General features: G+C 69.2%; 19 protein-coding genes. 10 read left to right on the top strand and 9 right to left on the bottom strand.

Annotation, left to right across the window (positions count from 1 at the left end; genetic code table 11):
- Positions 1-13: 13 nt before the first annotated feature.
- Positions 14-670 carry a TVP38/TMEM64 family protein gene (locus ACPCUW_RS13930; protein WP_423425389.1) on the top strand — a complete coding sequence of 219 codons (657 nt, stop codon included), beginning with the start codon at positions 14-16 and terminating at the stop codon, positions 668-670.
- Between the two features lie 12 nt (positions 671-682).
- Here the strand turns inward: ACPCUW_RS13930 and ACPCUW_RS13925 are convergent, their stop codons facing one another.
- Complete coding sequence (locus ACPCUW_RS13925; protein WP_063015060.1) at positions 683-1,312, bottom strand: TetR family transcriptional regulator; 630 nt, start codon at positions 1,310-1,312, stop codon at positions 683-685.
- 121 nt (positions 1,313-1,433) lie between these two features.
- On the opposite strand from ACPCUW_RS13925, the gene ACPCUW_RS13920 reads away from it, so the two are divergent.
- The 6 genes from ACPCUW_RS13920 (at position 1,434) to ACPCUW_RS13895 (ending at position 6,462) form a co-directional block, all read left to right on the top strand.
- Positions 1,434-1,868, top strand: a complete 435-nt coding sequence (locus ACPCUW_RS13920; protein ID WP_064904720.1) for a hypothetical protein — start codon at positions 1,434-1,436, stop codon at positions 1,866-1,868.
- Positions 1,869-2,001: 133 nt separating this feature from the next.
- Positions 2,002-2,157, top strand: coding sequence for a hypothetical protein (locus tag ACPCUW_RS13915; protein WP_156511364.1), 156 nt, complete (start codon positions 2,002-2,004; stop codon positions 2,155-2,157).
- Between the two features lie 120 nt (positions 2,158-2,277).
- Complete coding sequence (locus tag ACPCUW_RS13910) at positions 2,278-3,357, top strand: ABC transporter substrate-binding protein (protein ID WP_423425180.1); 1,080 nt, start codon at positions 2,278-2,280, stop codon at positions 3,355-3,357.
- Positions 3,354-4,187, top strand: coding sequence for an ABC transporter ATP-binding protein (locus tag ACPCUW_RS13905; protein ID WP_423425179.1), 834 nt, complete (start codon positions 3,354-3,356; stop codon positions 4,185-4,187). The genes ACPCUW_RS13910 and ACPCUW_RS13905 overlap by 4 nt, the downstream gene beginning before the upstream one ends.
- Before the next feature lie 4 nt (positions 4,188-4,191).
- Complete coding sequence (locus tag ACPCUW_RS13900) at positions 4,192-5,088, top strand: ABC transporter permease (RefSeq protein ID WP_064908482.1); 897 nt, start codon at positions 4,192-4,194, stop codon at positions 5,086-5,088.
- A gap of 30 nt (positions 5,089-5,118) precedes the next feature.
- Complete coding sequence (locus tag ACPCUW_RS13895) at positions 5,119-6,462, top strand: LLM class flavin-dependent oxidoreductase (protein WP_423425178.1); 1,344 nt, start codon at positions 5,119-5,121, stop codon at positions 6,460-6,462.
- Positions 6,463-6,556: 94 nt separating this feature from the next.
- On the opposite strand, the gene ACPCUW_RS13890 is transcribed toward ACPCUW_RS13895, so the two are convergent.
- The 6 genes from ACPCUW_RS13890 to ACPCUW_RS13865 form a co-directional block, all read right to left on the bottom strand.
- Complete coding sequence (locus tag ACPCUW_RS13890; protein ID WP_030514506.1) at positions 6,557-6,892, bottom strand: transglycosylase family protein; 336 nt, start codon at positions 6,890-6,892, stop codon at positions 6,557-6,559.
- Between the two features lie 397 nt (positions 6,893-7,289).
- Positions 7,290-9,002 (bottom strand): hypothetical protein, encoded by a 1,713-nt coding sequence (locus tag ACPCUW_RS13885; protein ID WP_423425176.1) that lies wholly within the window; start codon positions 9,000-9,002, stop codon positions 7,290-7,292.
- Positions 8,999-10,933 (bottom strand): hypothetical protein, encoded by a 1,935-nt coding sequence (locus ACPCUW_RS13880; RefSeq protein WP_423425174.1) that lies wholly within the window; start codon positions 10,931-10,933, stop codon positions 8,999-9,001. The genes ACPCUW_RS13885 and ACPCUW_RS13880 overlap by 4 nt, the downstream gene beginning before the upstream one ends.
- Positions 10,930-12,225, bottom strand: coding sequence for an ABC transporter substrate-binding protein (locus ACPCUW_RS13875; protein WP_423425172.1), 1,296 nt, complete (start codon positions 12,223-12,225; stop codon positions 10,930-10,932). The genes ACPCUW_RS13880 and ACPCUW_RS13875 overlap by 4 nt, the downstream gene beginning before the upstream one ends.
- Positions 12,226-12,325: 100 nt before the next feature.
- Positions 12,326-13,567, bottom strand: coding sequence for an SPFH domain-containing protein (locus ACPCUW_RS13870; protein WP_423425170.1), 1,242 nt, complete (start codon positions 13,565-13,567; stop codon positions 12,326-12,328).
- Positions 13,567-13,998, bottom strand: a complete 432-nt coding sequence (locus tag ACPCUW_RS13865; RefSeq protein WP_030514511.1) for an NfeD family protein — start codon at positions 13,996-13,998, stop codon at positions 13,567-13,569. The genes ACPCUW_RS13870 and ACPCUW_RS13865 overlap by 1 nt, the downstream gene beginning before the upstream one ends.
- A gap of 177 nt (positions 13,999-14,175) precedes the next feature.
- Between ACPCUW_RS13865 and ACPCUW_RS13860 the strand changes: the two genes are divergently transcribed.
- From ACPCUW_RS13860 to ACPCUW_RS13850, 3 genes are read left to right on the top strand one after another with little or no spacing between them, the layout of a single operon-like run.
- Entirely contained in the window at positions 14,176-14,997 is an 822-nt protein-coding gene (locus ACPCUW_RS13860; RefSeq protein WP_423425168.1) for a DUF3097 domain-containing protein, read from the top strand.
- A 58-nt stretch (positions 14,998-15,055) separates the two neighbouring features.
- Positions 15,056-15,958 carry a dienelactone hydrolase family protein gene (locus ACPCUW_RS13855; protein ID WP_423425166.1) on the top strand — a complete coding sequence of 301 codons (903 nt, stop codon included), beginning with the start codon at positions 15,056-15,058 and terminating at the stop codon, positions 15,956-15,958.
- Complete coding sequence (locus ACPCUW_RS13850; protein ID WP_423425165.1) at positions 15,955-17,352, top strand: glycoside hydrolase family 27 protein; 1,398 nt, start codon at positions 15,955-15,957, stop codon at positions 17,350-17,352. Before ACPCUW_RS13855 ends, ACPCUW_RS13850 begins: the two co-directional genes overlap by 4 nt.
- Before the next feature lie 70 nt (positions 17,353-17,422).
- Here ACPCUW_RS13850 and ACPCUW_RS13845 read toward each other — a convergent pair whose 3' ends face one another.
- Together ACPCUW_RS13845 and ACPCUW_RS13840 are read right to left on the bottom strand one after the other, a co-directional pair.
- Positions 17,423-18,490: an NAD-dependent epimerase/dehydratase family protein gene (locus tag ACPCUW_RS13845; RefSeq protein ID WP_423425163.1), complete on the bottom strand. Its 1,068-nt coding sequence runs from the start codon at positions 18,488-18,490 to the stop codon at positions 17,423-17,425.
- Entirely contained in the window at positions 18,487-19,557 is a 1,071-nt protein-coding gene (locus ACPCUW_RS13840; protein WP_423425162.1) for a diacylglycerol kinase, read from the bottom strand. The genes ACPCUW_RS13845 and ACPCUW_RS13840 overlap by 4 nt, the downstream gene beginning before the upstream one ends.
- Positions 19,558-19,649: the final 92 nt, after the last annotated feature.

The raw sequence follows: 19,649 nt of genomic DNA, 5'->3' as shown, positions 1-19,649 counted from the left end.
TCGACGGGTCGTGATGCTGGCCATCCTCGCGGCCGCGCTGGTCGCGGTCGCCGTACTGGCACCGCATCCGGCCCCACAGCAGATCCGGGAGTGGGCCGATTCGGTCGGCCCGATGTTTCCGCTGCTGTTCTTCCTCGTCCATGCGCTCGTGACGGTGGCGCCGTTTCCGCGCACCGTCTTCACGCTCAGCGCCGGCCTGTTGTTCGGGCCGATTCTCGGCATCACCCTCGCGGTCGCCGCGACGACGGTCAGCGCGGTGCTGGCGTTGCTGCTCGTGCGAGCCCTGGATCGGGAGCAGGTCGCCGCGCGGTTGACTCATCCCGCGGTACGGGCGGTGGATCGGCGACTGGCCCGGCGCGGCTGGCTCGCCGTCGGCTCGCTGCGGCTGATCGCACCGGTGCCGTTCTCGGTGATCAACTACTGCGCCGGACTGTCCTCGGTGCGGATGATGCCGTACCTGCTGGCCACCTTCGTGGGCATCATCCCCGGCACCATCGGCGTCGTCGTCCTCGGCGACGCGTTGACCGGGCGGACGAACCCTGGTCTGCTGGTGCTGTCGGGCGTCTGCATCACCATCGGCGTGATCGGCCTGGTAGTCGACGCACGGTGGGGCGCGGACCAATTCGCGGCGCTGGCCACCGAGGCGGCCGAGGAACCGGCACCGCGCTGAGGCCGCGCGGCCTCAGCGGGTCCGCAGCTCCAAACTCGCCGGCACCGCCGCGAAGGCCTCCCGCACTCTCTCCGTCAGCGCGGCGCGGCCGCCCCGGCCGTCGGCCCGGACCCATTCCCGTCCGGCCACACTCCACGCCGAGGTCACCAGTTCGGCCAGGACCTGCAGTCGCAGATCGTCCGCGGGCAGTCCCAGGCGATCGGCGAGGATCGTGACCGCGTCCGCCTCCACCCCGTGGCGGTGGTACTCGACGTAGGCGAGCAGTGCCGGGGTGGTGCGGATGAGCCGACGAGTGGCGACATACCGGTGATCCCATTCCGGCTCCAGATCGGCGACGGCCGCGGTCAGCGTCTCCCGTATCGCGTCCAGCACGACTCCGGTCAGCGGTCGATCCGTCAGCGCCGCGAGATATGCGGACCACAATTGCGCCTCCGCCTCGATCGCGACCGCTTCCTTGGCCGGATAGGTGCGAAAGAAGGTGCTGCGAGATACCTCGGCCTCGTCGACGAGTTCATCGAGTGTCGTCGCGTCGAATCCGCGCTCGGTGAACAGCCGCAGGGCGGTGTCGGCCAGTACGCGCCGAGTACGCAGTCGTTTGCGCTCTCGCAGCGGGAGTGTGCGGTCGGATGCGGGATCGGGCATGCCGAGATGCTATCCGAACCGATCCCGAGGCACGTAAGAAACTGGAACACGAACGATACTTGCGCCCGTATGGAACTGAGTGCCAGAATTGGGGCCACAGTCCGGCAGTCAGGAGTTCGTCATGTCCCCCGCCATCACGCTCGATCCGTCGATCATCGGCCAGGCCGAAAAGCACCACAACGCGCTTTTGCACCGCGTCCTCGCCGGTACCGGCATCGACGAGGCGCAGTGGATCACGCTCAGCCAGGCCGCCGCCGCCGGCGGCACCGTCGATCGGGAGCGGCATATCGCCACTCTCGCCGCGAAGACGACCTGGGCACCCACCGTCGTCGCGACCGCCGCGACGCGGCTCACCGACCGTGGTCTGCTGCTCGCGGCGCCGGGCGGTGAACTCGTGGTCACCGAGGCGGGCGGCCGCCTCGTCGCGGACCTCCGCTCCCGCACGAGCGCCGTCCTCGGCCGCGTCTACGGTGTGGTTCCGGCGGCCGACCTCGCGATCGCGGGGCGGGTCCTCGCCGCGATCACCGCGGGTTTGTCCCGCGAACTGAAAGACTGATCGTCGTCACGCCCGCCGGAATTCCCGGCGGGCGGCGAAGCGGGATGATCGGCTCGCGCTGCGCAGAATCATTGCCCCACGTCCCTTGTCGGACCACAGTGCCTATATCACTTTGGGTCCGGCAGGAGGATGGATGGCCGCCACCGATGAATCGCGTTCGGGCGCACGCGTTGTCGAGCAGGCGAATGCGGCGCCGACAGCCGGACCCGGCGGACGGGCACGCGGCGTGCTGACGCGACGGCGCACGGTCGATCTCATGCGCGTCCCGCACGGGATCTGTCGCGCCTGAACCCGGGGGCGCCATCGTCGTCGCCGAAAGCCGTTGCCAGGCAATTCGTTTCGCCGATCTACCGGTCACCGCACCCGGATGTGCGCGGGACCGCAGACGCATTCAGTGAAAGAACCGATCATGTTGTCGTTCAGACGACCCCGGGTCGTGCGCGCGTTCGCCGCCGCCCTCGCCCTGCCCGTGCTGGCCGCGCTCGCCGCCGGCTGCTCGAGTTCCGGCGCCGGAACCACCGCCGACGGTAGGACCATCCTCCGCTACCAGGGTCAGGCCGGCACGGTCACGCCCTACGAACTGGCCGCCGACCTCGGCTACTTCTCCACCATCGAGCTGAAGTGGGAGGGCGACACCACCAGCGGTCCGGCCAATATCCAGGCCGCCACCACCAAGCAGATCGAATTCGGCAGCGCGTTCAACGGCGCGGTCGTCAAGCTCATCGCCGGCGGCGCACCGGTGACCTCGGTGCTCAGCTCCTACGGCGCCGACCGGCAGAGTTTCACCGGCTACTACGTCCGTGACGATTCGAGCATCAAGACGGCCAAGGACCTGATCGGGAAGAAGGTCGGCGTCAACACCCTCGGCGCCCACCACGAATTCATCACCCGGCAATGGCTGCACGATCAAGGGCTCACCGACGACGAGATCAGACAGGTGCAGCTCGTGGTGCTGCCGCCGGTCAATACCGAGGACGCGCTGCGCAAGAGCCAGATCGACGCGGCGGCACTGGGCGGCCCGCTGCAGGACATCGCGCTGGCTCACGGCGGCATCCACGCGCTCTACACCGACAAGGGCCTGTTCGGCGAATTCGACTACGGCACATACGTCTTCCGCAACGACTACATCGCCGGCCATCGGGACGCGGTGGCCGACTTCGTCCAGGGCACGGCCCGCGCGACGCGCTGGCTGCAGATCACGCCACGTGATCAGGCGGTGGTGCGACTGGCCGACATCATCCACAAGCGCGGCCGCAACGAGAACACCACACTGCTCGCCTCCTACAAATCGTCCGGCATCCCGGTGCCCGGCGCGGTGATTCAGGAGCGAGAGCTGCAGATCTGGATCGACTGGCTGGTCCGCAACGGTGAACTGCCCGCCGGGAAATTCGCGGCCAAAGATCTGTACACGAACAAGTTCAACCCCTACGCCAACGGCAAGTACCCGGCCGACAGCGGGCCGGCCGGAGAGGTGGTGGCCACCAAATGAGCGACACGGCAATCAAACTCGCGCTCGACGGGGTGCGCAAGGAATTTCCCGCGCGAGGCGCCGGAACACCCTTCACCGCGCTGGAGAACATCACCGTGGACGTGCGCGACGGTGAATTCCTCGTCCTGGTCGGACCCAGCGGTTCGGGTAAGTCGACCCTGCTGGATCTGCTGGGCGGGCTGACCCGGCCGACCCACGGGCAGATCCTGCTCGACGGGCGGCCGGTCACCGGCCCCGGTCTCGATCGGGGCATCGTCTTCCAGCAGTACGCGCTGCTGCCGTGGCGCACCGCGCGCGGCAATATCGAATTCGGCTTGGAGGCCAAGCGCATCCGCCCGCGTGAGCGACGCCGGATCGCCGACGAATATCTGGAGCTGGTCGGCCTCACCGGCTTCGGCGACCGGTACCCGCACGAGTTGTCCGGCGGCATGAAACAACGCGTGGCCATCGCGCGCAGCCTCGCCTTCGATCCCGAGGTGCTCCTGATGGACGAGCCGTTCGCCGCGCTCGACGCCCAGACCCGCGAATCGCTGCAGGACGAACTGCTGCGCATCTGGCGCACCACCGGCAAGACCATCCTGTTCATCACCCACGACATCAACGAAGCCGTGTATCTGGGTCAGCGCGTGGCCGTGCTCACCTCACGGCCGGGACGGGTCAAGGCGGTGGTCGATATCGATCTCGACCGCGAAACCGCCCCGGAGGCCGACATCCGCTCCAGCGAGCACTTCAGCGAAGTCCGGCACCGGATCTGGTCGCTGCTGCACGACGAGGTGGCCCGCGCACAGGGGCTCGAGCAGGCCGACCTCGCGGCCACCGACAGGAGGTAACACCGTGTCCACCACACTGCCCGCCACCGCCGAACCCGTGCTGGTGTCGAAGAAGTCCTCTGTCTCGGCCGGGAGTGCAGCCGAGACTCCCGCTCGCTCCACCGCCGGCACGGGACGGCAGCTGGCCACCCTGGCCGGTCGCTGGGGCTGGCGGCTGTTCAAGCCCGTCCTGGTCATCGGCCTGTTCCTGGCCTTCTGGGAACTCGCACCCCGATTCGGCCTGGTCGATCAGATTTTCCTGCCGCCGTTTTCCACCGTCGTGCAGCGCGGCGACGAGCTGGTCCGCAACGGCCAGCTCTGGGACAACACCTCCGCCAGTCTGGGCCGTTCGCTGGTCGGCTTCGCGATCGCGGTGGCGTGCGCCGTTCCGGTCGGCGTCGCCATCGCGTGGTACAAGCCGGTGGCCGACTTCGTGAACCCGCTGCTCGAACTGTTCCGCAACACCGCGGCGCTGGCGCTGCTGCCGGTGTTCATCCTGATCCTCGGCATCGGCGAGACCTCCAAGGTCGCGATCGTGGTCTACGCGGGCTTCTTCCCGATCTTGCTGAACACCATCAGCGGCGTGCGATCGGTGGATCCGTTGCTGATCAAATCGGCTGTGTCCCTCGGCTTCTCACCGCTGCGGCTGTTCCAGAAGGTGATCCTGCCCGCCGCCGTGCCGACCGTTTTCACCGGCATCCGGATGGCGGCCTCGGCCTCCATCCTGGTCCTCATCGCCACCGAGATGTCCGGTGCGCGAGCGGGACTCGGCTACCTCATCACCGCCGCCCAGCAGAATTTCCAGATTCCCGACATGTATGTCGGGATCGTCGCCATCGCGATCGTCGGCCTGGTCTACAACGCCGTACTCGTCGCGATCGAACGCCGCCTCACGCGCTGGCGCCCGCAATCCGATCGTTGAAGCACTACACCGAAGGGACGACGACGCTCGATGTCGCCATCACCGAAAACCTTTCATCTCAACGCCTTTCTGATGGGCGTCGGTCATCACGAAGCCGCCTGGCGCCATCCGCGCACCGAGGAACGGCGCGTGCTGGACGTGAAGCATTTCCAGGAATTGGGCCGCATCGCCGAGCGCGGTAAACTGGATTCCGTCTTCTTCGCCGACGGCTTGGCGGTGGGCCCGCGCATTCAGCGCAATACGCTCGCGGTGTTCGAACCGGTGACACTGCTGTCGGCCATCGCCGCCGCCACCGAACATATCGGTCTGATCGCGACGGCCTCGACGACCTATAACGAACCGTTCAATCTGGCCCGTAAATTCGCCTCGCTCGACCACATCAGCGGCGGGCGGGCCGGATGGAACATCGTCACTTCCGGCACGGTCGACGAGGCCTACAATTTCGGCTACGACGCCATTCCCGACCATGCCCGCCGATATGAGCGCGCCACCGAATTCGTCGATGTCGCATTGCAGCTGTGGGACAGCTGGGAATCCTCGGCCATCGTGCTCGACCCCGAGGCCGGAGTGTTCGCCGACCCGGACAAGGTCCACACCATCGACTACGACAGCGACCGGTTCCGGGTGCGCGGTCCGTTGAACTCCCCGCGCGGTCCGCAGGGCCGGCCACTGCTCGTGCAGGCCGGATCTTCCGAGAGCGGAAAGGAATTCGCCGCCCGCTACGCCGAGGCGGTGTTCACCGCGCAGCGCAGTCTCGAGGACGGGCAACGTTTCTACCGCGATCTGAAATCACGGCTGCCGACGTACGGCCGTGGCGCCGACGAGCTGAAGGTGCTCCCCGGTCTCGTGCCCTACATCGCCGATACGCCCGCCGAGGCGCTCGCGCTGGAGCAGGAGTTCACCGATCTGATCTCCCCCGACTACGCGTTGCGGCAGCTGTCCACGCAGCTGGGCATCGATCTGACCGGCCATCCCCTCGACGCGCCGCTGCCGCCGCTGCCGGTGGAGAGCGAGATCGAAGGGAACAAGTCCCGGTTCACGCTGGTGAAGGAGTTGGCCACACAGGAGCGGCTGACGGTGCGGCAGCTGATCGGCAAACTCGGCGGCGGGCGCGGACATCGCAGCTTCGCCGGCACCCCGGAGCAGATCGCCGACGAACTGCAGACCTGGTTCGAGGCCGGCGCGGCGGACGGATTCAACATCATGCCGCCGTATCTGCCGGGCGGACTCACCGATTTCGTCGACCGGGTAGTGCCCATCCTGCAGGAACGCGGCCTGTTCCGCACCGAGTACACCGCCGATACCTTGCGCGGGCACTACGGCCTCGCGCCGGTGGAGAGCCGTTTCGCGACGGGAGCCGCGATCAGCGCCTGACCGGCGGATACAACGCGACAGGCCCCTTCCGGGTAGATCCGGGAGGGGCCTGTCTGCACGCTTGTGTATGCGGACGAACCGCGGGCGGCGAGCCTTAGAGGTTGGCGCCGCAAACCGGCCAGGCGCCGGGGCCCTGGCTGGCGAGCACGTTCTCCGCGACGCGGATCTGCTCGGCGCGGCTGGCGTTGGCCGGGTTGCCACTGCCGCCGTTGGCGTTCCAGGTGCTCTGGGTGAACTGCAGGCCGCCGTAGAAACCGTTTCCGGTGTCGGCGCCCCAGTTGCCGCTGGCCTCGCACTGCGCCACCGCATCCCAGTCGTGGCCGCCGTCGGCAGACGCGGTAGCGGTCAGGCCGAAGGGGACGGCGACGATGGCGCCGGCGACGGCGGCGAAGCCGAGTGCGCGAGTGCTGAACTTACGGTTACGAGACATGTGGTTTTCCCTGCCTGCGCCCAGCCGGCCCGATGGTGACGATTACGGGTCCCTGCCCCCAGGTATGTCGGGGTCGAACTCGAACCGCGGGACAGGGTTGCCGGTGTTCAGCGATTCGAGCGTCAGCCCGGAATTCCGAGCTGCAAACGACGGTAACGGAGAAATCTCGAAACATCACGTTGCGATAACAACCGAACTGTCTCAACCCGACATGGAGGATATTCACGTTTACGCAGCGCATAGTGCGATAAACGCGCATTACATTACTGTAGTTATATAACCGTTATGTGGTCGAGATCACTGAGATATAGTGACCCCAGTCGCATGACGATGCCCGAAATCGGTGGTTTCGCGGTCTCGGATCGCGGGCGGACGCCTATCCGGGCCGGTCGGAGCGCTAATGCTCGGACACGGTGACGGGCCACCGGTCCACCGTCTCCAGCGGCGCGACCTGCGCGTTCTCCAGCGCGTGCGCGACACGCCGACGGTAGCTGGTGGCGAGGGCGGGCGCGCGGCCGGTACCGCCCGGACGGCATCGCGCGGCGTAGGCCAGCCAGCCGGAGGCCTGACGCAGGACCTCTCCGGTGCTCAGCGGCCCCGCGAGCAGCAGACCACCGTATTCGGGTGTCACCGCGACGGCGCTGCCCAGATGCTGCAGACACCGGCAGATTCCCAGTTCGTGACCGAGATCGCGATAGCGGGTCAGCGCCAGCAGCCACCAGCGCATCGCGCGCCGGGGCTCGCCGCGCATCCACCACAGCAGGCCCAACGTTTCGAAGGTGTGTGCCCGCCCGGACGGATGGCGACCGCCGCGGGTCAGGGTTTCTGCCAGCTCGAGCCGGTCACGCGCGGCGTCCAGGCGTCCTTCGTACAGATGTGCGATGGCGAGGTCGTTCAGGGCACAGACCTCCGCGGCGATATCGCGCCGTGGCAGCAGCCACCAGGCGCGCTCGAATCCGGCCACGATCTCGGGCAGCGGGTACTCCCCGCCCGGTAAGCGATCGAAATCCCGCAGCGCCTCGGCGTGCGCGCGGCGAGCGTGCAGGCCCGTGCTCCGGCGCGGGCGGCTGCGCCGCCGGAGCGGACGCGGCCATCGTCGGCGTGTCGCGGTGTCGGGCGGCAGCCCGCAGCGGATCGAGGCCAGTTCGTGAATCTGCGGATGCGCCGCTTCGCTCAGCGCCACCATCGCCCGCGCCGCGGGACCGTCGGAAGGCTTCCCGATCCGGGCGTACCAGAGGTCGAGTGCGTCGGCGATGCGGGCCAGGGCGGGGATGTCGAGCTCGATGCCATGGTCGCATTTGTCGCATTCGCGCACCAGCTCGGCCAGTCGGTCCGCCGATCCCGTGAACCACCGATGCGCGCCGGCACCGAGCCGGTCCGAATCCAGGGCCACCGCCCAGCGCGTCGCCCGATCGGAGTAGTGCCGGATCAGCGCCGGCCACGCGGCGCGCCACTGCGGTGTGCGGCGGATCACAGCGAGGTCCGGCGAGTTCGGGGACGTGTCCACGGCGAATCGGTCGTGTCCGTGGTGGACGATCACGCCGTGGGCGGCGAGCCGGATCAGAACCTCGCCGGTGGAACGCCGCAGGACCGCCTGCTCCCCCGGCAGGACCGTCGCGCTGTCGAGCATCGCGGTGACCGTGTCGTAGAGCGCAGCGGCCTCGTAGTCGGTGAAGGGCAATGCCCGCAGGACGTCGGCGACGGCCGTATCGGCCTCATCCAGCGGCCGCGCCCCGGCCGGTGCGGAGGCCGGCAGCGCCGCGACGGTCCGCTCGACCACCGGTGGCGGCTGGACCAGGTCCGCGGTGAGATCCAGTTCCCGGCGGATGCGCGCACCCTCGCGCATATCCATCGTCTTGCGCCACAGCACGTACAGCGCGGCGGCCGCCACCACCGCGACCGCCACCCACCGCAACACCCCGGCCAGCGAGTTCAGCACCCGGCTCTGCCCGACCGAACCCTCCAGCAGTTTCGCCACCACCTCGAGCAGCAGCGACGACGACATCACCCAGGCCGCACCCAGGAAGCCCTGCCAGATCGAGGATTTCGGGGTGGCGATGAGCTGCGACGCGATGTCGTGCTCGGGCCGGTGCGAGTGGCCGCCACTCATCGCACGATCCCGCCCGTCAATCCCGGAACCAGGAAGCGACGCCAGGTCACCAGCAACAGCAGCACCGGCGGGATCGTCGACAGCAGGGCACCAGCCGCTAGATGGGCGGCGTTCTCCTGGAACTGCCGGGCGTCGCCCCACAGCAGCAGCGACCACGGACTGACGTCGGCGCCGCTGACCATGAGTCCGACGAAGAAGTCGTTCCACACCTGAATCAGTTCGAGCACCGCGACCGCGCCGACGGCGGGCCAGGCGGTGGACACCACGCGGCCCAGGACGGCCCACGGTTTCGCCAGACCGTGCAGGGCGTCGGCGGCCGGGCCGTCCGAGGGCGCGAGCAGCGCGCCGCGCAGAATCAGGATCGCGATGGGCAGGCCGATCGCGGCATGCACCACGATCAGCGAGGAGAACGACGTCCCGGTCAACCCCATCCGCTCGATGACACGCCGGATCGGCCCGACGTAGAGCTGCGCGGGAAGGACGGTGAACACCACCAGTACCACCACCGCGATTCGCGAACGCAGCGCATCGGCGGGCAGCGCGGCGAGTTGGTGGGCGACCGGGAAGGCCGCACCGATGACCAGGACCGTCGCCCACACCGCGACCCAGCCGGTATTGGCCATGGCGTGCAACAACTCTCGGTGCTGCCAGACCGAACCGTTCCCGGCGAAGGCGGGCCCGTCGGCGCCCACCCAGCCGAACACCGCCAACGCCAGCAGCGGACCCAGCGAGAGCAGCGAGACCGCCACGACTCGCAGGACGCCGCGCGCAGTGCGCCTGGTACGGACCGGATCGACGGCCGGGCGGCGCATCCAGCCGACGCGGTGGCGTCGCACGTCGGTCTGCAGGATCCACGCCGCCGAGCCGATCAGCACCGCAAGCGGCAGTGAATAGGCCGCGGCCACACCGGGATCGGCATCGGGATCCGAGACCAGTCGCCACCAGTGCACGGTCGCCGAGTCCAGCGAATACTGCAGCGATCCCGGCACCGCGACCAGGATGATGTCGAAAATCCGGGCCGCCGCGACGGCGACGACGAGGCCCAGAATGAGCAGCACCGGCCGCATCAGTTCGAACAGCCGGGCCCGGGTTCGCGCGACGCCGCGCGCATCCTCGAGATAGCCACGCCGCACGGGATCGGCTTCGATGGCGGCGATCGCGGCGCGGAACAGCGCGAACAGCGCCCCCAGCCAGCACCAGACGAAGGCCACGATCAGCGTGGTCATCAACCAGATGCGCTGCCCGGTCACCCCCGGGACCGGCATCCGGTAGTCGGGGTTCTCGGCCAGCAGGCGCAGGGCCAGTCCGGCGACGAACGCGGACACGCCGAAGGGCAGGATCAGCGGTTGCCAGGGCCACCAGCCGCGGCGGCCATGCCAGGCCAGTTCCAGGGCGAGGACCAGAACCGCCACCGCGCACAGGACCCACACCAGGGTCCGGGCGTAGGCGCCGCGCCCACCGGGCCCGAGCTCGACGCCGATTCCGCGGATCGTGACCGCGAGCGCGATCACCAGGACGGGCCACCACAGAGACCGCCGGCGTACCCGCGCGACGATACTCGCGCCTTCGGGTGCCTGGCGGCGGAAAACCGTCGGCCACAATCGGTTTCGCAGCAAACTCCAGCGGCCCCGCACGGCCGCGGCCACCACCGCGCGCACCGCGTCGTCCCCGCGCCACAGCATCGTGCTGGCCGCGACCAGGACCACCAGCAGCGCACACCAGCCGACCATCTCCCACTGGGCGCGGGCCGCGGTCCAGACCGTGGTGGCGGCCGGTCCCACCAACAGCAGCAGGATCAGCAGCAGTGCGGGCAGCTGCGCCGGCCACATCGACCACCGCCGGGGGTGGCGGCCCGGGATGACCGGACCGGCGATCCGCGTGAGCGCCGGCTCCAGATCCAGCCCGTGAGCGTGGATGTGCCCGGCCGTCATCGCGCTCTCCGTTCGAACTCGTCGAGTGCGCGCACGGCGTGGTCGACCGCTTCGTCCAGTCGCTCGGCGTGGCCGTCGCCGACGGTGATGAGCAAATCGGTCAGTACTCGCCACAGGCCGTCGCGGCGTCCGGCGGCGCCGATGAGGTCGGCGAAATCGAAGGCGGTCCACGAATGCAGCTCGCCCGCAACAGGTTCCAGCATCAGCGGGTGATCCGGGACCGTGCGCGGGCTGGGCGCCAGGAAGCCGCCGTAGTCGCCGATCCAGGCCGAGACGGCGGCCGGTGCGGTCAGGGCGCCGAGCACCGGTATCGCATCGTGGGCGCCGGCCGCGGTCGCGACGATCACGTCGCCGCCGCCGATGGCCGGGCGCGGACCGCCGGGCGCCACCGCCGGAAAGGGCATCACGCCCACGGCATCGGCGGGCCGGTTCGCCCGGCGCAGGCAGCTGCGCACGATGGGTTCCGCGAAATCGGGCGCCACCACCATCGCCGCGGTGCGCCGTTCGAACACCTCGCGCACCGATTCCGGAAATTGCCGGGTCAGGGTCGCGGCGATACCGCCCGGAAAGGTGTCGCGCGGCGCCCACAGCGTGCCCAGTCGGTACAGGGTCGCCCGCACCGCGTCGCGATCCCATTCCCGCGGGCGGTCCGGTTCGCCGGCGGAGGCCAAATCCTGGTAGTCCCAGGCGGATTCGCCGTAGAGGATGTTGCCGAACAGGTCGGCCAGCACCCAGCCGTCGGCACCGCCCAGTGCCAGAGGACGGCGGGTGGTCGCCGCGGCGATGCGTTGCGGCCACTGGGAGACGGTCCAATCACGCGGGTCGTCGCGCGGGCGGTCGCCGCCGAAGGCGTAGCGGTCGTACCACACCAGCGATTTGTCGGCAGCCTTGAACGGAATGCCGTAGAGCGCATCGCCTTTCCACAGCAGCGAGCGCCACTGGTCCGGATAGCGCGGGCCCGCCGCGTCGTGCCACAAGGTGGGCGGCAGCGCCCGCAGCACCCCGCCCGCCAGCTCTCCGATCCGGCCGACCTCGGGCAACATCACCAGATCGGGTGCGGAGCGGCCGCGCGCCTGCAGGGCCGTATCGATGTCGTCGCCGAGCGGCAGCACCGCGACCGTGGCACCCAGCCCCGCGTCCTCCAGTACCGCGCGGAACGCGGCCAGCTCGGATCCGCTCCAGGGCACCGCGATACGCACCGAAGCGGGGTGGCCGAACAGCACTCCGGGTGCGCACGCGGTCAGCATCGGCGCCAACGCCGCGGCATGCAGCACCGCCCGCCGTGTCGCCATCGCCACCCCCGAGTCCGCGTGCCGTGCACCGAAATTCGAATGCCGGTCCGCATGATATGCGGACCGGCATTCGGATCATCGCCGAAATACGGTTACCCCGTTAACGTCCCGGATATTCCGGCGGCTGCCACGGGCGCCCGCCGGCATCGCCGGGGCGCGGCGCCGGTTGCTGTTGCGCCGGCGGCGACGGCGGAATGGGCGCGCTCTGCGGCGGCAGATGCCGGGGCTGATTGGGCGCGACCAGCGGCGAATCGACCGGTGTGGCCGCCGCGGCCTCGGCGGCGCGCACCGCTCGCTCGGCGGCCGGGTCGGTTTTGATGTCGAACCAGTCGGCGACTTCGTCGGCGTCGTCCTCGGGTGCGTTCGCGGCGCCGTCCTCACTGGGCTCGTAACGGAAGACGCCGTCCTCGCCCTGGGTGCCGAAGTTGCGAGCGAACCCTTCCAGTGCCTTGCCGAAGTCGCTGGGCACCATCCAGACCTTGTTGGCATCGCCCTTCGCCACCAGCGGCAGTGTCTGCATGTACTGGTAGGCGAGCAGTTCCGGGGTCGGTTTGCCGGATTTGATGGCGGCGAAGACCTTTTCGATCGCCTTGGCCTGGCCCTGCGCCTGCAGGTAGGCGGCCGCACGTTCACCCTGGGCGCGCAGGATCCGGCTCTGCCGCTCACCTTCGGCGGACAGGATGGCCGACTGCTTGGATCCTTCGGCCGCGAGGATCTGCGACTGCTTGGCACCCTCGGCCGTTTTGATCTGCGCCTCGCGATTACCTTCCGCGGTGAGGATCATCGCGCGCTTCTCACGGTCGGCCTTCATCTGCTTCTCCATCGATTCCTGGATCGACGGCGGCGGATCGATGGCCTTCAATTCCACTCGCGCCACCCGCAGGCCCCAGCGGCCGGTCGCCTCGTCGAGGACGCCGCGCAACTGCGAGTTGATCTGGTCGCGCGAGGTCAGCGTCTCCTCCAGGGTCATACCGCCGACCACGTTGCGCAGGGTGGTGATGGTCAGCTGCTCCACCGCGGCGATGTAGTTGCTGATCTCGTAGACCGCGGCCTGCGGGCTGGTGACCTGGAAATACACCACCGAGTCGATCTGCACGGTGAGGTTGTCCTGGGTGATCACCGGCTGCGGCGGAAACGAGACCACCCGTTCGCGCAGGTCGACCTTGGCGCGGATCCGGTCCGCGAACGGGACCAGGAATGTCAGCTGGCCCGATACGGTGCGCGAATATCTGCCCAGCCGCTCGATCACCGCGGCCTCGGCCTGCGGTACCAGCGCGATCGACTTGAAGACCACCACCGCGACCAGCACCACGATGACGATCGCGACGATCAGTACAGCCATTACGGCCCCTTCCAGACGACGGCGTGCGCGCCGTCGATCTTCATGACGTAGACGGTCTCACCCTCGGCATATTCATCGGCCGGGTCGAACGGGCGTGCACTCCACACCTCGCCACCGATCTTCACCTGACCGCTGTTCTCGTTCACCGGCTCCAGCACCTTCGCCGTCTTTCCCGGCAATGCATCGACATTCGTCGGCGTGGGCGGTGGAGTCGCGAAGCGGCGCAACAACATCGGGCGGACGACGAACAGCAGCCCGATGGCGGAGATGGCGAACACCACGGCGTCGATCACCACCGACGTCTGCGCGATCCCGGCAACCCCCGCGGTGATCAACGCCGCCCCGCCCAACATGAGCAGCGTGAAGTCACCGGTGAGCATCTCGGCTGCGGCGAGCAGAATTCCCGCGACCAGCCATACGATTGCGGCCACGAGTCAACCGTACCGTGCCTGTCCGTTTTTCCGCGCCTTTAAGCGGACGAGTCGAGCGGAAACACGCCGGTCACCGGTCCGGATCCGGTGGGCGCGAGCCGTCGTCGGCCGGACCGCACCGCCGCTCGTGGTCCCGCCTCCCGCCGAACGGCAAGGGAAACAGGTAGTTTCGGCCGGGTGAGTGCGCGCGACTACGGTGACATCTATTCCGGACATGCTCGAACCCGCAAGCGCGCGGTACCGCAGGTCGTCGCCGAACGCGATCTCGTCGCCGAGGACGCGGCCAGCGGATTCTGCGGCGCCGTGGTCGGTTTCGAGCGCGCCTACGACGGCGACTTCGTCAAACTCGAGGACCGTGGTGGAAGGGTCCGGTTGTTCGCCTTGCGGGAGGCGGCCTTCCTCATCGACGGCCGGCCGGTGACACTGGTTCGTCCGACAGCGGCCGCGCCGGCCGCGCCCACCCGCTCCGCCTCGGGTTCGACGCGGGTGGAGGGGCTGCGCGCACGCGTCGCGCGCGCCAGCCGGATCTGGGTCGAGGGCGTCCACGACGCGGCGCTGGTGGAACGCGTGTGGGGGCACGATCTGCGCGTGGAGGGCGTGGTCGTGGAGCATCTGGAAGGACTCGACCATCTCGCCGAGCGTCTGACCGACTTCGGCCCGGAGCCCGGCCGCCGGGTCGGGGTACTGGTCGATCACCTGGTCACGGGGTCCAAGGAGACGAATCTGACCACCGGCCTCGGTCCCCACGTCCTGGTGACGGGTCATCCCCACATCGATATCTGGCAGGCGGTGCGGCCACAGGCCCTCGGTATCGAGGCCTGGCCGCAGGTGCCGCGCGGTGAGGACTGGAAGACCGGTGTCTGCCGCCGCCTCGGCTGGGGTACCCCGTCGGAGGGCTGGCGGCGGGTCTACAACGCCGTCGACAGCTTCCGCGATCTGGAGGCGCCGCTGCTGGGCGCGGTGGAACAGCTCATCGACTTCGTCACCGAACCGGAGTGAGGACGCCGGTTCGCCGTACGCATGCCGATCCACAGGTTGCGTGGTTACGCTGGCCGGTATGACGCCGCTGCAGCGCTACATCGCAGAGGAGATCGGTACCGACCACGCCGAGGGCCTGCTCAGCCGCCGGGAGGCGCTGCGGCGGCTGAGCCTGCTCGGGCTAGGCACCCCGGCCGCGGTGGCGCTGCTGGCAGCGTGCGCGCAGCGCTCCGGCACCCCGGCGGAGACGACGACGCCCACCGCACCGGCAAGCTCGGCCCCACCACCGGGAACCGCGACCGCGGTTCAGCCCGCCGCGATCACCCTTCCCGGCCCCGACGGCCGCACCCTGCAGGCCGCCTGGGCCGCCGCGGCGCAACCTCGCGGCGGCGTCCTGGTGATCCACGAGAACAAGGGCCTCACCGACCACATCCGTTCCGTCGCAGGGCGTTTCGCCGGAATCGGCTATTCCGCGCTCGCGGTGGATCTGCTCTCCGAAGAGGGCGGTACCGCTACCTTCACCGACCCGGCCGCCGCCACCGCGGCACTGGGCAAGGCACCGCAGGACCGTTTCATCGCGGATCTGCAAGCCGGTGTGGCGGAGCTGGGACGCCGGGTGCCGGGAAAGAAGCTGGGCGCCACGGGTTTCTGCTTCGGCGGCGGCCTCACCTGGCTGCTGCTCACCCACGGCACCCGGGAACTGGCCGCGGCCACGCCCTTCTACGGTCCGTACCCCGGTGACGACGACATCACCACGGCGACGGCGGTTCTCGCCGTGTACGGCGCACTCGACAAGCGTGTCGACGCCACCCGACCCGCGGCCGAGGCGGCGTTGAACCGTGCCGGCGTGCCGCACGAGATCTTCGTCGCCGACAACGCCAATCACGCGTTCTTCAACGACACCGGCGCGAACTACCAGCCCACCGCGGCCGCCGCCGCCTGGCAGCGCGTGACCGACTGGTACGCGCAGTATCTCGGTTGAGGCGCGCCGGTGCGATCAGGCTCGCGGTCCTCGCGGCGGGTCTCGTCGCGGCGGGTGCGGCGATGTCCGGGAGCGCGGTGCGTCCGCCGTTGTTCGAGCCGGCCGCCGTGCGGGCGACTCCCCCGATGGGGTGGAATTCCTGGGATTCCGGAATCGCGCTGACCGAGCAGTCGGTGCGGGAGACGATCGACGCGATGGTGTCGAACGGTATGCGTGACGCCGGCTATCGCTACGTCGATCTGGACGCGGGCTGGGCTGCGCCGCAACGGGATTCGTCGGGTGATCTCGCTGCGGACCCGATCCGGTTCCCGCACGGCATCGCGGCGGTGGCCGGCTACGCCCACGAACACGGTATGTATCTGGGTCTGTATGCCAGTCCGTTCGACGAGATCTGCGGGCAGTCCCCCGCTACCGCGAGTCGCGGCCACGAACTGCAGGATGCGCGGCGATTCGCACAGTGGGGTGTCGACCTGCTCAAATACGATTGGTGCCGGACCGATGCGAATCACGACGAGCAGGTTCGCGATTTCGCCCGGATGCGCGACGCGCTGCGATCGACCGGACGCGGCATCGTCTACATGATCAACCCGAACAGTTCGGCGGACGCCCGCGCGGGCGTCGACTACGACTGGTCGGGCGTGGCGAATTCGGCCCGCAGCACCGACGATCTGATCCCGATGTGGCGCAACACCTTTCCCGAGCCCGATATCGGCGGATTCGACACCACGTCGGTCCGCGGTGTCGCCGATGAGGCGCAGGCCGCCCTGCAGGCCCGGCCCAGCCGTCCGGGATACTGGCCCGACCCCGACATGCTCGTCTCCGGACTGTCGATGTCGCAATTCCTCGGAGCCCATCTGGACGGTCTGCCCGGAACCGCCGTGCGCCACTCGGCACTCACCGCCGCCGAGACCGCCTATCTGGCTCGGCGGTTGGGGATATCTCCGGACACGCTGGCGATGCTGCGCGATACACGCACCCTGTCACCCGCCGAGGAGCAGGCGCATCTGTCGTTGTGGGCGATGCTGTCCGCCCCGTTCATCGCGGGAAACGATGTCCGCACGATGAGCGAGCCCACGCGCGAGCTGCTCACCGATGCCGGTGTGATCGCCATCGACCAGGACCCTCGGGTGGCGCCTGTGGCACAGCTGCGCGGCGATCACCGAATCCTCACCAAACCGCTGGCCGACGGTTCGGTCGCCGTGGCGCTGGTCAACCCCGGCGACCAGCCGCTCACGCTCGCGACCACCGCCGCCGAAACCGGTCTCGCCCAGGCATATTCGTACACGGTGCACGACATCTGGACCACGACGACCACGGTGACCGACGGCCGTATCGTCGCTCCGGACATCCCCGCACACGGCGTGGCGCTGCTGCGGATCACGCCCACCGGCTGAGATGTCCGGGCTGCCGTGGACCCATCGCCGACAACCGCGCGGATCCGCATCGCGTGCGGGCATCGGTGAGTCAGGGGCGATCCGGCTGCGGGTCGCCCAGCCGGGCGTGGATCGCGCCCCATGGGTCGGCGAATGTGTGCGCGCCGTCGCGGTACGGCGACAGGCGGCCGAGATACCATCGCATCACCGGTGCGAACGGACGGGTGAGAAGCCGCATTCGGCCTGTTCTGCTGCGGATTTCGGCGAGCATGTCCGGAAACGAGTGATGCTGGAAGCGCAACACCTCCTGCGAGCGGCCGGTATCCATCCAGTCCGTGGCGAACCAGTCCGCATCGCTGTCCGGGTTCCCGTCCAGCCCGCGCGGAATGGCCCCCGGTAATCCGGAGGCGGCGGCGATCGATGCGCCGATATCGCTCTGGCGCAACCGATGTGACGCGTCGCCGCCGATGAGGAAGACCTCGCGCACGGACGGCGTGACGGTCGCGGCCGTGAACGCGGCGGCCACATCGCGCACATCGACCGTGTTGATCCGTCCGTCGGCGGGCAGCGCCGCCTCGAAGGCGAGCATGTCGGCGTGCAGGCCGAGCATCGGCTCGACGGTGAGCACGCCGCCGAGCCGCAGGATCACCCACTCCAGCCGCGACGACCGCACCAGCTGCTCGGCTTCCGCCTTGTGCGCGCCGTACAGATCGGCCGGCCGAACCGGGGTGTCGGGCATGAGCAATTCGCCGGACCGATGCGGGTTGCGCGAACCGTAGACCGCGATACTCGACGCGAGGACGAATCGCGGCGGCGCGGTGAGCTCGGACGCGGCATCGAGCAGCGTCGCCGTGGCATCGACATTGACCGCACGGGCGAGGCCCCGGCGCTGGTAGCAGACCGGCGGGATGATCGCGGCGAGGTGGACGATCGCGCGGGGGCGCACCGATCGCAGCAGGTCGCGAACCTGATGTGGCACAATCAGATCGGCCCACCGCACCTCGACCCCGGCACCGGCGGACTTGCGCGCGGCGCGGCGGTTGGCCGGGATGTCGAGGTCGGTCGCGACCACCCGCACCCCCTCCGCCGCGAGGGCGCGCACCAGCGCGGTGCCGACGAGTCCGAAAGCGCCGGTGACGAGAATCGGTCCCGAAGTCACTCCGACACCACACTTCCGGCGATCAGCGGCAGGTCCAACGCGGTGCGGATTCCGGCGGCGGCAGCGACCACAGCGGGGATGGCATTGACGATCCGGCACGCGGCGGCCACGATCGCCGCGTGATTGTGGTCGCCGTGGCGGCTGGTGGGACAGATGTCGACGGTATAGGAGGGCTCGCCCACGATCTCGACCCGATAGGACCCGCCCGGCTGCGCCGGCTGCGGCCAATCGGGACGCAGATCGCCCCGCAGCCGGGTGGTGTGCTCGATGACGATGACCGGACGGCCCTTCACCAGTCCGCGGATCTCGAAATGTATTGCCGCGACCGACCCTTCGGGCACATGCCCGGCCGCGATGTCGAAGCTCTCCGGCGCCGGTTCCCGTTCGTAGGATTCGGTGATCTCGTCGACTGTGATGCCCAGCCCCGCCTCCAGTTGCCGGATCGTCGTGCCCCAGGCCATGCCCAGCACGCCGGGCTGCAGCAGCATCGGCACCTCGTCGAGGGGTTTAGCGAATCCCATGACGTCGAACATGACCGTCGCGCCGTCATAGGTGGCGTAATCGGCGATCTCCGAACACCGCACCTGTTCGATGTCGCGGCAGGTGCCGGCGAAGGCGAGCGGGATCAGATCGTTGGCGAAACCGGGATCGATACCGGTGATGAAGATGCTCGCTTCCCCCTCGCGCGCGGCCTCCTCTAGCGGGGCGAAGAACTTGTCCGGCAGCACCTTCCACGGATATTGCAGCAGTCCCGGGGCCGACCCGACGATATCGACGCCGGCGGCGAGGATGCGGCGGCAGTCCTCGAGGGCTTCCAGCAGCCGGGTATCGCCCATCGCGCAGTAGACCGCGCAGTCCGGGCGCAGGGCGAGCAACTCCGCCAGGTCGCCGGTGGCGCGGACACCGGTGGTGACGTCCAGCCCGGCCAGTTCGCCGGCATCCTTGCCGACCTTCTCCTTCGTCGAGACGCACACGCCGGCCAGTTCGAAGCGCGGGTCGTCGATCAGGCCGGCCAGTGCGAGCCGGCCGACGTTGCCGGTGCCGATGTGCACGACACGGATGGGCATTCGTTTCTCCTCGGGTCGCTGCGGCCCAGCGCCGCGCGGTCGGGGTCGGCGTCGCCGCAACACCGTCGGACGATCACGCGAGCCACCGCCGG

The organism is Nocardia sp. AB354, assembly GCF_049538315.1.
Lineage (GTDB): Bacteria > Actinomycetota > Actinomycetes > Mycobacteriales > Mycobacteriaceae > Nocardia > Nocardia nova.
The sequence above is the reverse complement of the archived record's forward strand: the minus strand, read 5'-3'. Positions and strand labels throughout refer to the sequence as shown.